Origin of the sequence: Paenibacillus silvae (assembly GCF_014639235.1) — a bacterium.
GTDB classification, from domain to species: domain Bacteria; phylum Bacillota; class Bacilli; order Paenibacillales; family Paenibacillaceae; genus Paenibacillus; species Paenibacillus silvae.
Genome location: NZ_BMFU01000007.1, coordinates 89,431 through 103,713, shown reverse-complemented (window position 1 = coordinate 103,713; position 14,283 = coordinate 89,431). Strand labels below are relative to the sequence as shown.

Sequence of the window (14,283 nt, the reverse complement as noted above, 5' to 3'; positions counted from 1 at the left end):
CCAACAAAAATCTCTGTGTAGTAACAAAGGTCAACAAAAAGACTGATTAATCTACAAAAAAATACCAATAAAACATTTTCTTTACCAATTGACAATGGATAAGTTTAGGTGATATCATCTGAATTGTGGGCTAGGGTCTTGGCCAGGGCTTCACTTCATTTGATGACGAAGGGAATGTTAGTGCATGCAAGGTAAAGTAAAATGGTTCAACGCAGAAAAAGGTTACGGTTTCATTGAGACTGAAGACGGCGGCGACGTATTCGTACACTTCTCCGCAATTCAATCCGAAGGCTTCAAAACTTTGGAAGAAGGTCAATCCGTAGAATTCGATATCGTCGAAGGCGCACGTGGACCGCAAGCAGCTAACGTAATCAAATTATAATCATCCGGTTAATCCGACCTACATATATGGTTAGATGGTTACCAAATTGAATTATCGCTAGCATCAGACTCCGGTGATCCGGGGTCTTTTTTTGTTGAGTTTAGCTTGCGGGAGAACGTCTCTGATTTCTTTCAGCAGCGTATTTGAAGGGTGGCGCAGGTCTGCGTCAAGTCATGAATTTCTGGGCCTCTGGAGAGCTCATTTTACATAACCGATTAAACCAGCTCCAAAACGGTTAATTACATCATCAAGCACCGGATAAATAACTCCATAAAAACATTTGATTTTGCCCGAAAATGGCGAAAAATCACGAAATATGGCGTTAAACAGACATTGCCTGAGGTGGCTGGAGGAGATGTCATTATTCGGTCACCGGGAGTTTTTACATGACGCTTACATTCGTGGTATAATGAAGGTGCAAAGATAAAGGAGGAGTGCCCTATGAATTTGAGTATTCGAGGTCAACAAATCGAGGTTACTGAGGCTTTGAAAGATTATGTCGACAAAAAGTTGAGTAGACTCGAGAAGTATTTCGATGCACCCCTTACCTCTGATGGTGCGGTTACACTGAGCACGACAAGAGGCTTGCATAGAGTTGAGGTGACGATTCCTTTGAAGGGCTTTGTGCTTCGTGCGGAGGATGGCAGCGATGATATGTATGCATCCATTGACGCCGTTGTGGACAAGCTGGAACGTCAGATTCGCAAACACAAAACAAAAATTAACCGTAAATTCCGTCAGGAAGGCAGCCTGAAGACACTCTTCGTGGAAGAACCATCAGGTACAGTAGCTACAGCCGAACTGGACATGGATACGGATGATGACCTGGAAGTTGTACGTACGAAACGCTTTATGCTGAAACCGATGGACGTGGAAGAAGCCATTCTTCAGATGAACATGGTTGGTCATAACTTCTTCGTATTCTCCAACATTGAGAATGAGGAAGTAAGCGTGGTTTACAAACGGAACGATGGCAAGTACGGTTTGATCGAGCAAGGTTAAGCTTACGCAATGACATCGGTTCAATTGAATAGAACATCCCATTATTGAATATAAGCAGGAACTATGCTTCCTGAAATGAACCTAACAAGAGCTTCCATCCTTTAAGGGATGGGGCTCTTTTGTGCGTAGCAGCTATAGTAGAATGGACATTGTTTGGAAATAAAATGATGAAACTATTACGGGGGCTGCTGCGTCTAATAGAGTAGAAGTTGGGCTGTTTGCGCGGCGTTCCGTTTACTTCCATATTTCCCATTAATTGATGCTTGCGCCTTGTCGCTTGCCGGGAAATAAACGAGTTATCTTATCACTTCTGCTAACGACTATGATTTTTTGCACTTAAACTCTCTTGATTGGGGGAGTGAAGTTCGAAGAAGTCTGCTGCGGCGTGTTGCGGCGACCCTTACAAACTGTTACAATTTATGCAAAGAGAATCATTGTCCTGATGAAGAATTGTCAACGAATGATCGCTAATCACAATCAATGACAGGCACAGCACCATGAACATGATTCAATAGGCTTGAGTGCAGGCATTTTTTTATTAAAAACCAGGCTCGAGTGAGTACCGAATCAGCTTCATGAGACATGGCAAGCCTGGGGTTGATTCATCTATATTTTAATTTTGTTTGTCACCCCCCGGGGACATTGGATGAACAATCCATCGGATGGTGCCGCATGGCGGCAGCAGGGGGTCTATTCTGTTTTGCACGAAAGGGGTATACCATGTTAGGACTTGTCAAAAAGATCTTCGGAGACATGAACGAGCGTGATGTGAAACGTCTAATGAAGACGGTCGATGTAATCAATAAACTGGAACCGCAATTTCAGGCTTTGTCTGATGAGCAGTTGAAAGGAAAAACGGAGGAGTTCCGTGCCCGTATTGAAAAGGGAGAAACAACGGACGAGCTTCTTCCTGAAGCATTTGCAACCGTACGTGAGGCTTCACGCCGTGTGCTCGGCAAACGTCACTATGACGTACAGATGCTGGGCGGGATTGCGCTGCATGAAGGCCGTATTTCCGAGATGAAAACGGGTGAAGGTAAAACGCTGGTAGGAACACTGCCGGTATATTTGAATGCATTGATGTCCAAAGGTGTACACGTAGTCACAGTCAATGACTATTTGGCTCAACGGGATAGCCAGGAGATGGGACAAATCTATGAATTTCTCGGCATGACGGTTGGGGTTAACCTCAGCGGCATGGATCACGCTTTGAAGCAGCATGCATATGCTTGTGATATTACGTACGGTACGAATAACGAATTCGGTTTTGACTACCTGCGTGACAATATGGTTCTGTACAAAGAGCAAATGGTACAGCGTCCATTGTTCTTCTGTATCATTGACGAGGTGGACTCCATCCTTGTCGATGAGGCGCGTACACCGCTGATCATTTCCGGACAAGCTCAGAAATCGACCGACCTGTACTATGCAGCAGATCGTTTTGTGAAACGTCTTGTGCCGGAAGAGGATTTTACAGTAGATATCAAAGTGAAATCCGTAGCGCTGACAGAGGGCGGCGTAGCGAAAGCAGAGAAGGCCTTTGGCATCGAGAACCTGTATGACCATGCTAACGTGACGCTGAACCACCACATTGTACAGGCGCTGAAAGCTAACGTGATTATGCGCCGTGACGTGGATTATGTTGTTACGGATGAAGAAGTCATGATCGTCGATGAGTTCACAGGTCGTCTGATGGCTGGTCGCCGTTACAGCGATGGCTTGCACCAGGCGATTGAAGCAAAAGAGGGCATCGAGGTTCAGAACGAGAGCATGACGCTGGCAACGATTACGTTCCAGAACTACTTCCGGATGTACCGTAAGCTTGCGGGCATGACAGGTACAGCGAAGACAGAGGAAGAAGAGTTCAAGAAAATCTACGGCCTTGAAGTGCTGCAGATTCCAACCAACCGTCCGAACAAACGGAATGATATGGCGGATGTCGTATATAAAAGCATTGATGGCAAGTTCAAAGCGGTTGTGGAAGAAATCGTGGAGCGTCACAGCAAAAACCAACCGGTTCTGGTGGGTACAGTATCCATCGAGAACTCGGAGCGTCTGTCGGACATGCTGAAACGCCGCGGTATCAGACACCAGGTCTTGAACGCGAAGTTCCATGCGGAAGAAGCTGAAATTATCTCCGGTGCGGGTCAAGCGGGTGCAGTAACCATTGCAACGAACATGGCCGGCCGGGGTACAGATATTATTTTGGGTGAAGGTGTTGCTGAAGTTGGCGGCCTTCATATCATCGGTACAGAGCGTCACGAATCACGCCGGATCGATAACCAGCTGCGTGGTCGTGCGGGCCGTCAGGGTGACCCGGGTTCTACACAGTTTTATCTGTCGCTGGGCGATGAATTGATGAAACGTTTTGGTGCAGACAACGTGCTGAATATGATGGAGCGTCTTGGCTTTGAAGAAGATCAGCCGATCGAAAGCCGCATGATTACTCGTGCTGTTGAGTCTGCGCAGAAGCGGGTTGAGGGCAATAACTTTGACGTGCGTAAAGTAGTCCTTCAGTATGACGATGTGATGAACCAGCAGCGCGAGATCATCTACAAACAGCGTCGTGAGGTGCTGGAGTCCGAAAATATTAAACAGATCGTTATGGATATGATCAAACCATCCATTGAGCGCATCGTTGAAGCGCATTGCAGTGACGACATTCCTGAGAACTGGGAGCTGCAAGAGGTTGCTGACTACATGAACAGCAAACTTCTGGATGATGGCTCTATTACCAAGGATGAGCTGTGGGGCAAAGAGGCCGAAGAGATCATCGAGTATTTGTTCGAGAAAGTGCAGAACAAGTACAATGCTCGCGAGGAACGTATCGGTGAAGAAATGGTTCGTGAGTTCGAGAAAGTGGTTGTGCTTCGCGCAGTTGACAGCAAGTGGATGGACCACATTGATGCGATGGATCAATTGCGTCAAGGCATCCATCTTCGTGCATACGGCGGTACGGATCCACTTCGTGAGTATCAGTTCGAAGGCTTCGAGATGTTCCATGAGATGATTTCTTCGATTCAGGAAGAAGTGGCGACCTATGTGATGAAAGCACAGATCGAAAGCAACCAGGAGCGTCAAGCGGTTGTGGACGAGAGCCAAATCTCGACAAGCGGTGAACCTGCGGAGAAGCGTCCGGTGCGAGTTTCCGACCAGATTGGCCGTAATGATCCTTGTCCTTGCGGCAGCGGCAAAAAGTTCAAGCACTGCCACGGTCAAGAGTAGTATTTTGTCTCATTTCTTTCATCGAGGTACAACAAGTAAGATCATCTAGTCCAATGTATATCGTTTGACTTATACGGCTCCTTGCAGCCGGGGGTTCAATAGGATAAAGTGAAGGATGCATAATCTTTGACTGGTGCATATGAATAACCATATGGCACTTGATAGGGCTGGCTTGCCTGCTGGTAACAGCATGGACGCTGCTCTGTAAGAAGAAGAGATGTATTCGGCACTGGGTCTGATTGAACCTCCCGGAATGCGGGGAGCTTATCTTAATGAAAAGAGGAATTGCACATGATTGATCCAAGCGTGAAGCAGGACCTGCGTGAAATAGGCAAGAAATTAACAAACCTTAGGGGGTCTCTTTGACTTAGATCTCAAGCAAGAGATGATTGAGAACTTTGAAGAGAAAATGTCCGCTCCCGACTTTTGGGATGACAATGAGAAGGCACAAGCCTTAATTGCCGAGATGAATGCGGTAAAAGGGTCTGTAGATCAATACGCCAAGCTGCAGCAGGATTACGACGATGCGCTGATGATGGCTGAACTGGCAGATGAAGAGGGCGACGAGGAGCTGGCTGCCGAGATTGGTAACAGTGTAGCAGCAATTGTAGCCAAGCTTGAAGAGTTCGAGCTGCAGCTTCTCCTGAACCAGCCGTATGACAAAATGAATGCGATTCTTGAGCTTCATCCGGGTGCAGGCGGCACCGAGTCCCAGGACTGGGGACAGATGCTGCTGCGCATGTACACCCGTTGGGCCGAGAAGCGCGGCTTCAAGGTCGAGGTGCTGGATTACCTTCCGGGCGACGAGGCAGGCATCAAAAGCGTAACCTTGTCCATCAAGGGACATAACGCCTATGGTTATCTGAAGGCGGAGAAGGGAGTTCACCGTCTGGTACGGATTTCTCCTTTTGACTCGTCAGGCCGCAGACATACATCCTTCGTATCCTGTGATGTTGTGCCGGAGATTGATGATACGATTGAGATCGATATTCGCACCGAGGACCTCAAGATTGATACCTATCGTGCGAGCGGTGCAGGTGGACAACATATTAACACCACGGACTCAGCCGTGCGGATTACACATATCCCGACCGGTGTTGTTGTAACCTGTCAGAACGAACGTTCACAGATCAAAAACCGTGAGCGTGCGATGACGATGCTTCGTTCGAAATTGTATGAGCGTAAAATTGAAGAGCAGCAAAAAGAACTGGACGAAATCCGAGGGGATCAGTCGGATATTTCGTGGGGAAGCCAGATTCGCTCCTATGTATTCCATCCCTATAGTATGGTAAAGGATCACCGTACGAGCGTAGAGACAGGAAATACTGGAGCGGTTATGGACGGCGACCTCGATGCATTCATCGACGGTTATTTGCGCAGCCAAATTAAAGTAGAAGCCGATTAATCCAAGTTCCTGTATGGACCCGTGTGCTCATGCGCATGCTGGTGTATACAGGGGCTTTTTTTTGATCAATTATATAAAAGGAGAGCACGACATCATGCAAGAGCAACAACATTCATACCCTCAACGCAAAAAGAGGCTGGCTACCTCCATTCCCCTGAACGGGCCGTGGCGGAACGTCATCGATACCCTGTTCATCATTGTAGGCTCGTTTTTGATCGCGGTAGCCTTTAATTTATTTTTACTTCCCAATCAGATTGCTTCCGGCGGAGTATCCGGGTTATCCATTCTGGGGCATGAGTGGTTCGGCTGGGAACCGGCATATACACAATGGGCGATTAACATTCCACTGCTGATTGCAGGTTTCCTGCTCATCGGCAAGCAGTACGGCGTTCGTTCAATCCTCGGCAGTATCGTGCTGCCTCTCTTTGTGTATCTGACGAGTCATTGGGTGATACCAACTACCAATCCGCTGCTTGCTTCATTGTATGGGGGCATCGGCGTGGGACTGGGGATCGGCATTGTGTACCGGGGGAGAGGTTCAACCGGGGGCATGAGCATTCTGGCGCGAATTGTGCAGAAGTACAGCGGACTCAGCTACTCGGTATGTGTGGTGATCATGGATGCGACCGTTATTATTATGGCGGCCTTTGTGCTGTCTCTGGAGCAGTCCTTATACGCATTGATCGGGTTGTATGTGACGGGAAAAGTGATTGATGCCATCGAGATGGGGCTGGGATACTCCAAGGTAGCGTATATTATCTCGAACCAGACAGAAGCGATTACGAAGGTTATTCTGGCTGATCTGGATCGCGGTCTAACCAAGCTGGAGGCGAAGGGCGGATATACGGATGATCAGCGTACGGTGCTGATGGTGGTCGTAGGACAAAGTGAAGTGCCACGTCTGAAGGCGTTGATCCGGTCGGTAGACCCGGATGCATTTGTCATTATAAGCCATGCTCAAGAGGTGCTGGGAGAAGGCTTTAAACGCGGCGAGCATATATAAAATCCAAGCAGGCATAGCATGGAAAATGGTACACCAAAAAAGCAGATTCTCTTTTCATCCGAGTGACGGACGGGAGAATCTGCTTTTTGTTTTCTTTCCATACGTTGGGGATCAGGCCCCTCAGCCACGCGTTTACAGAATCGGAGACAACAGACGTGATATAGCCTCTTTAAATCGAATGAGCAAACTGCGCTTCCGATATTCCTCAGACGTCAGCTCGCGCGATACTTGCAGATCATGCTCAAACGTCTGTACAAGCGCGGTAGCGATCGTTTCATCATATACGAAGGCATTCACCTCAAAGTTTAACCGGAAGCTGCGATAGTCGATATTGGCGGTTCCGACGGAAGCGACCAGACTGTCGATGATTAGTATTTTGGCGTGAATAAAACCATTATCATAGATGAACGCTTTGGCCCCTACTTTTAACAGCTCTCCAATATAAGACAACGTGGCCCAATATACAAAGGCGTGATCCGGTTTATTCGGTATCATAATGCGCACATCAATGCCTGACAAGCATGCAAGACGAAGCGCTTCATAGACACTGGCATCCGGGATAAAATACGGGGTTTGAATAATGATCGAATGCTTGGCATTGTTGATCATTTTCAGATAACTATTTTTGATATGCTCCGTTTCGGCGTCAGGTCCACTGGAAACAATCTGCATCGCGGTTTTGCCTGAGCCCTCAATATGAGGAAAATGAGCAGGGATGTAAGGTGTGTCATGCTGTTTGGAGGCTTCGTTCCAGTCCAGCAGGAAACGGGTTTGCAGCGCATGCACCGCATTGCCTCGTATCCGCAGATGGGTGTCGCGCCAGTAGCCGAATTTCGAATTCAGACCGAGATACTCATCACCAACGTTGAACCCGCCTGTATAACCAAGATTACCATCAATAATGACGATTTTACGGTGGTTGCGGTAATTCATCCGCAGGTTGATCAGACTGAATTTGGATGGGAAAAAGACTTCCACCAGTCCACCCGCTTCGCGCAGCTCTTTGAAAAAGCGACTTGTGACCCGCCGTGACCCCAGCGCGTCATAGAGCAGACGTACCTTCACGCCTTCGCGTGCTTTGCGGATCAGGGCATCGCGAATGCGTTTGCCAAGGCTATCCCCGCGGTAGATGTAATACTGAACATGCACATGGTCCTGTGCGGCCTCGATATCATCCAGAAGTCGCTGGAATTTGACATGACCGTCGGTCAGAATCTCCACCTCATTATCTTCGGTGAGCAAAGCGCCGTTCTGCTTGAGGTTCATATAGATCATGTCCTGGCTGTGCTCGGTCGCTTTGTTGTTGAAAGGAGTCCGATTATCCTGCAGCTGCTCCAGTTGGGTTGCTATGCGTTCCTCCAGACCGAGCTTTTTACGTTCTTTCCACTGAAAGAGCCGGTATCTCGTCAGATTCTGCCCTGTCAGAAGATAAAGTATGAACCCGAAGACCGGAATAAAGTTCAAAACCAGCAGCCACGCCCAGGAAGCACTGGCATCCTTGCGCTCGAAGAAGACAACAGCCGCCGCAAAAATAATATTCAGGCCCAGGAGTATAACAAGTAAGATAGATTCAATATGCACTTTAGTCCTCCGTGTCTCATAATGGCTTATCAGGGTCTGTTCATTACCATATAACCTCGTATAACAAGATGTACATGGGAACAAGACTCTGTACGTAATGTTTCCTGCTATTATGTATTTTAACAGAAGAAACCCTGTTCGTCCCTACAGCAAAAAAGATATCGTTCGGATTTGTTGGAAATCCGTGTTAAATTGATGATAGAGTGTTGTATTTATATAACTAGAGTCGTATAATAATACACAAATATGCATAGAAGCGACGGAATTGCTGTGTGAAGCATGAACATGGCACAAGTAGCGCATACAACAGGATTGGGGGAGCGAGAGTGAATAACAAATTAAGAGTGGCAATCGTCGGTTCCACCGGCTACGGCGGGGTGGAACTGATTCGTTTTTTTCAGAATCACCCGCAGGTTGAAATTACATCGGTAATCTCTTCATCCAGCAGTGGGGAGTCCATCGCAGATGGATTTCCACATTTAACGGACGTAATTCGCAGGCCGCTGGACGGCGTTGATCCGGCGGAGATTGCAACCCGTGCAGATCTCGTGTTCACCGCGACCCCGTCCGGCGTAAGCGCAAAGCTCGTACCAAGCTTGCTGGAAGCTGGGCTGAAGGTTATCGACCTGTCCGGTGATTTTCGTTTGAAGGATGGATCGGTCTACGAGCATTGGTACAAACACCCTGCACCATCGGCTAATTTGCTGGAACGGGCAGTATACGGTATGGCTGAGGTGTATGGGGATGAAGTGAAGGGTAAGGATTTTATATCCAACCCGGGCTGTTATCCGACAGCGACGCTGCTGGGTCTGATTCCAGCGGTGGAGGCAGGCTGGATTGATCCATCAACGATCATCATTGACGCTAAATCAGGCGTATCGGGTGCAGGGCGCGGAACGAGCCTGACCAACCATTATGCCGAGATGAATGAGAATTTTAAAGCTTACAAACTGAATAAACATCAGCACATCCCTGAGATCGAGCAGGTTCTTGGTAACATCACAGGTAGCCCGGTAACCGTGACATTCACAACACATCTGGTGCCTATGACACGCGGTATCATGAGTACGATGTATGCGAAGCTGACGGGAGAACACAGTGACCGGGAGATTGTTGATTTATACCGTAAATATTATGAAAACAGACCTTTCGTCCGTATGCGTGAGCCGGGCATCTGGCCTTCAACCAAAGAGGTATATGGATCGAATTATTGTGATATCGGATTTTCGGTGGACCCGCGAACAGGGCGTTTGACGATCATTTCAGTCATTGACAACCTGGTGAAGGGTGCATCCGGGCAAGCGATTCAAAATATGAACCTGATGATGGGATGGGAGGAAAACCTCGGGCTGAACATGACACCAGTGTATCCATAACAACATGCAGCTGGTAAGCACCGCAGGGGGAACACGAATAAGCGGTGTCTTATCTGGCCGTCATACAGTATGGGTAGCGGAGGTTGGGCAGTTTCAGTTGAAGCAGGCGGTTGATCAGCATGTGGCTGAACGCATACGGGGGATATGATATGGGAACAAACGTGGAGCAACAGGCTTTTACTATAGTTGAAAATGGAACCATTGTAACGCCAGCCGGGTTCACCGTGGGTGGACTGCATTGCGGATTGAAAAAAACATCTCGCAATGACATCGGAGCTATTCGCTGTGATATTCCTGCGACAGCTGCGGCGGTATACACGACGAATGTGTTTCAGGCAGCACCGCTTAAAGTCACACGTGAAAGCCTAAGCAACGGGCAATTGCAGGCGGTAATTGTTAACAGCGGCAACGCGAACGCATGCACAGGCAAACAGGGCGAAGACGATGCATATGCGATGCGTGCAGCAGCGGCTCGTGAGCTGGGAGTAGCCGAAGAGGATGTAGCTGTGGCCTCCACGGGTGTTATCGGTGAGCTGCTGAAGATGGATGCGGTGCATTCAGGCATCAAGGCGCTGCCGGAGCAGATGGGCAAGGAAGCGAACGAGGCAGAACAATTTTCACAGGCGATTCTCACTACCGATTTGGTCAAAAAGGAAGCTTGCGTCTCCGTCGTTGTTGGCGGCAAGACGGTAACGATTGCGGGAGCGGCCAAAGGCTCGGGTATGATTCATCCGAATATGGCCACCATGCTGGCATTTATGACCTCAGACGCGGTCATCGGCGCAGAAGCGTTGCAGCGCCTGCTGCGTCAGGCGACCAACCATACGTTCAACATGATTACTGTAGATGGAGATACCAGCACCAATGATATGCTCGTAGCGATGTCCAGTGGTTATGCAGGCAATGAAGAGCTGACGATGGAGCACCCGGATTGGGAAGCATTTGCTGCCGGATTCACCTATGTGTGCCAAGTACTGGCCAAAGCCATTGCGCGTGACGGTGAAGGGGCAACGAAACTGGTTGAAGTGGAAGTGACAGGTGCGGTTAGCGATGAGTCTGCTCAAGCGATTGCCAAAACGGTGATCGGTTCCAGCCTGGTGAAATCCGCCATGTTTGGTGCTGACGCAAACTGGGGCCGGATTATTGCCGCTGTGGGCCGTGCAGGCCAGCCGGTGAACCCGGATACGGTCGATATCCGGCTGGGAGACATCGCGGTGCTTACACAGTCTCGTCCAGTAGTATTTGACGAAGAAGCGGCGCTGGCATACTTGCAGACCGACACGGTGCGCATTGTAGTGGATCTGCATCACGGCGAAGGCCATGCAGTTGCGTGGGGATGCGACCTGACGTATGACTATGTACGCATTAACGCGGCATACCGCACGTAAATAAATGCTTGGGTCATTGATTTGTATGTTCGGTTGATCTTATATCGATCAGCTTGTCTCAATGCCATTCCAATTGATTGAAAATTCCTATAATTGAAATCATATGATTCTGACGATCTTAATCTCTTGCAGCTTGATCTTTGGAAAGCTGCGTACCATCATAGATGTAAAAAAAATGATCTATAAGGATTAAACTTTTTAAAAAATAACAATAGACGACTGTAGTGGAAGAGGCGGAATCGATTCTGTAGAAGCGGAGCGTTCGCATTTGTCTCCGGGTTTTCCCTTTGGAGAAGGGAATCCTAAAAAACCTGGAGGCAACGGCGATCGAAGGAACGATCCGAATCTGGAACGGCTTATGTCGTCTACCCAATAGTTGTTTTAAGTGTTAAGCCTTATGTAATCGTCCAACGAAAGGAGCCTTGCCTCTTGAATTCTACATTGCCGAATGGCAGTATTGCAGCGGAGACAGGTACGGAGAAACAAATGTTTGTGATGAAATGTGGAGGCAGTACACTGGCTGCACTGCCTGAATCCTTTTTTGCAGACCTTCGTGACCTGCAGTCTCAAGGAAATGGTCCGGTTATCGTTCACGGCGGTGGACCCGCCATCTCGGATAATCTGGCGAAGCTTGGGATCGAAACGGAATTTGTGAATGGTCTGCGCAAAACGACCGAGCCTGTGCTGGATGTCGTAGAGATGGTGCTGGCTGGCAGCATTAACAAACAAATCGTACGTTTGATTCAGCGCGTAGGGGGGCAGGCCTTGGGTGTGTCGGGTGTAGACGGCGGACTGATCCAGGCGAAGCCTGTAACAAACCACGCTGAAATCGGCTGGGTAGGCGACGTAACTAGTGTTAAAGCTGAGATTATTCAGGGTATCGTAAACATGGGTTACATGCCTGTTATTGCACCTGTAGGTGTGGATGCCAGCGGTCAGCGCTATAATATTAACGCAGATACCGCAGCAGGTGCAGTGGCTTCCCATCTCGGCGTAAGCCGCATGATCGTGGTAACAGACGTACCAGGCATTATGAAGACCATTGGCGGGGAGAAAAAGGTACTGCCATCCGTATCTGTACAGGAGATCGAGGATATGATCCAGACGGGTGAAATCTACGGCGGCATGATCCCTAAGGTGCGCGCGGCGATTGCATGCATCCATGGCGATGTGCGCGAGGTTATTATCGTGGACGGCAGCGAGCCGCAGATTCTGAGCCGAGTGCTTGGCGGAGAGACGATCGGTACCCGAATTATTCGAATGCAGTAGGACGAAACACGAAATTCAGATTTTAGGTTTTTAATTATATAAAAAAGAATTTGTACACGACTTTTGTGAGTCTGGTTCATAACACAATTAACGAAGAGTTGAGTAAAGATCTGAAAGCGATAGAGCATAACGAAGAGGACAGAAATAAACCTGGAAAAGCGAAGCGGTCGCCTTTATCACCGGATTTTTACCTTTAGGAAAGTAAATCAAAAAAATCTGGGGATAACAGCGATTGGAAGGTTATTCTGTAATCTGAGTGGTTGGTGCGATAAGAGCTTGAAGATGCTTCTGCAACCGAGTGGTCAGTGTTATGTTTTTGACTCACCTTATGCGTGTACTCATCGACAAGGAGTGATTTGGTCATGGCAAAAGGCAACGAACAGCCGGGTTCTGGCACAGCCGTCGCAGGCGCAGCAGCAACAGGTGCAGCGGCACAGACGGAAAGCTCACTTTTTCAAACGTATGCACGGTATCCAATCAGCTTGGTCAAAGGAAAAGGCAGCTGGTTATGGGATGATCAGGGGAACCGCTATCTCGATTTCATGTGTGGACTTGCTGTAACGAGCCTGGGCCATGCACCGGAGAAAGTCGGCGCGAAGCTGAAAGCTCAGATCGATGAGCTGTGGCACGTATCCAACCTGTTCCAGATTCCGGGTCAGGAAAAGGCAGCCGCGCTACTGACGGCGAACACCTGTGCAGACGCTGTATTTTTCTGCAATAGCGGTGCTGAAGCGAATGAAGCAGCCATCAAAGTGGCTCGTCGTTATCAGCAGAAGGTAAAGGGCGAAGATCGGTACGAAGTCATTACCTTTGCCCAATCCTTCCACGGACGGACACTGGCAACGTTAACCGCTACCGGACAGGATAAAGTAAAAGAAGGATTTTTGCCGCTGCCAGCCGGATTTGTAACTGTGCCTTTGCATGATATCTCTGCCCTAGAAGCAGCGATTGGGCCGAAGACCGCAGCGATTATGCTGGAGATGGTTCAGGCCGAGGGCGGCGTGTATCCGGTAGAGCCGGAATTTGTGAAACATGTACGTAAACTGTGTGATGAGCACGGCTTGCTCATGATTGTGGATGAAGTGCAGACTGGCATGGGACGTACAGGCAAGCTGTTTGCTCACGAGCACTATGGTGTTGAGCCGGATGTGTTCACTGTAGCTAAGGGCATCGGTAGCGGATTCCCTGTCGGCGCGATGCTAGGTAAAGGTTTCCTGCGGGATGCGTTTACGCCAGGCAGTCATGCCACAACGTTTGGCGGTACTCCACTGGCTTCTTCCGTCGTTATTGCAACCATTGAGACAATGCTGGAGGATCGTTTGCCAGAGCGTGCGGCAGAGATGGGAGACTATCTCATGACGTCGTTACGCAGCCGCCTGGCGGGTATCCCGTTCGTAAAAGACGTTCGCGGCATGGGCTTGCTGGTAGGTATTGAATGCGCAGAGCCGGTTGGTGACATTGTGGTGGCAGGACAGAAGCGCGGTATACTGTTTGTTTCCGCTGGCCCAAATGTGATCCGCTTGCTTCCTAACCTTTACGTAAGTAAAGAAGAGATTGATGAAGCGGTATCCCTAGTGGGAACCTTGATTGAAGAGCACGTTGCGGCGAAAGCCTGATCTGTTGAAAATAAATGACTGAACCGGGGCCAATAC

10 protein-coding genes are annotated in these 14,283 nt (G+C 48.8%); 9 read left to right on the top strand and 1 reads right to left on the bottom strand.

The annotated features are described in order from the left end of the window. The first annotated feature begins 184 nt into the window (after positions 1-184). From IEW26_RS21135 to IEW26_RS21115, 5 genes are all read left to right on the top strand, one after another. Positions 185-382: a cold shock domain-containing protein gene (locus tag IEW26_RS21135; RefSeq protein ID WP_024631599.1), complete on the top strand. Its 198-nt coding sequence runs from the start codon at positions 185-187 to the stop codon at positions 380-382. A gap of 441 nt (positions 383-823) precedes the next feature. After that, positions 824-1,384 carry a ribosome hibernation-promoting factor, HPF/YfiA family gene (gene hpf, locus IEW26_RS21130; protein ID WP_188593774.1) on the top strand — a complete coding sequence of 187 codons (561 nt, stop codon included), beginning with the start codon at positions 824-826 and terminating at the stop codon, positions 1,382-1,384. A gap of 720 nt (positions 1,385-2,104) precedes the next feature. Then, positions 2,105-4,609, top strand: coding sequence for a preprotein translocase subunit SecA (secA, locus tag IEW26_RS21125; protein WP_188593887.1), 2,505 nt, complete (start codon positions 2,105-2,107; stop codon positions 4,607-4,609). A 291-nt stretch (positions 4,610-4,900) separates the two neighbouring features. Beyond that, positions 4,901-6,014, top strand: a protein-coding gene (prfB, locus tag IEW26_RS21120; protein ID WP_145404396.1) for a peptide chain release factor 2 whose coding sequence is annotated in 2 segments (ribosomal slippage) — positions 4,901-4,972 and positions 4,974-6,014 — 1,113 coding nt in all. Because the reading frame shifts where the segments join, the coding sequence is not laid out codon by codon here. A gap of 94 nt (positions 6,015-6,108) precedes the next feature. Beyond that, positions 6,109-7,017, top strand: a complete 909-nt coding sequence (locus IEW26_RS21115; RefSeq protein WP_111269126.1) for a YitT family protein — start codon at positions 6,109-6,111, stop codon at positions 7,015-7,017. Between the two features lie 132 nt (positions 7,018-7,149). On the opposite strand, the gene cls is transcribed toward IEW26_RS21115, so the two are convergent. Then, positions 7,150-8,598 carry a cardiolipin synthase gene (cls, locus tag IEW26_RS21110; RefSeq protein ID WP_188593773.1) on the bottom strand — a complete coding sequence of 483 codons (1,449 nt, stop codon included), beginning with the start codon at positions 8,596-8,598 and terminating at the stop codon, positions 7,150-7,152. 326 nt (positions 8,599-8,924) lie between these two features. Between cls and argC the strand changes: the two genes are divergently transcribed. The 4 genes from argC (at position 8,925) to IEW26_RS21090 (ending at position 14,247) form a co-directional block, all read left to right on the top strand. Further along, positions 8,925-9,974, top strand: a complete 1,050-nt coding sequence (argC, locus tag IEW26_RS21105) for an N-acetyl-gamma-glutamyl-phosphate reductase (RefSeq protein ID WP_188593772.1) — start codon at positions 8,925-8,927, stop codon at positions 9,972-9,974. Positions 9,975-10,123: 149 nt separating this feature from the next. After that, a complete protein-coding gene (gene argJ / locus IEW26_RS21100; protein WP_188593886.1) occupies positions 10,124-11,362 on the top strand; it encodes a bifunctional glutamate N-acetyltransferase/amino-acid acetyltransferase ArgJ in 1,239 nt (412 codons plus the stop codon). A 486-nt stretch (positions 11,363-11,848) separates the two neighbouring features. Further along, positions 11,849-12,631: an acetylglutamate kinase gene (gene argB, locus IEW26_RS21095; protein WP_145404780.1), complete on the top strand. Its 783-nt coding sequence runs from the start codon at positions 11,849-11,851 to the stop codon at positions 12,629-12,631. A gap of 362 nt (positions 12,632-12,993) precedes the next feature. Then, positions 12,994-14,247: an aspartate aminotransferase family protein gene (locus tag IEW26_RS21090; protein WP_188593771.1), complete on the top strand. Its 1,254-nt coding sequence runs from the start codon at positions 12,994-12,996 to the stop codon at positions 14,245-14,247. The last annotated feature ends 36 nt before the right edge of the window (positions 14,248-14,283 follow it).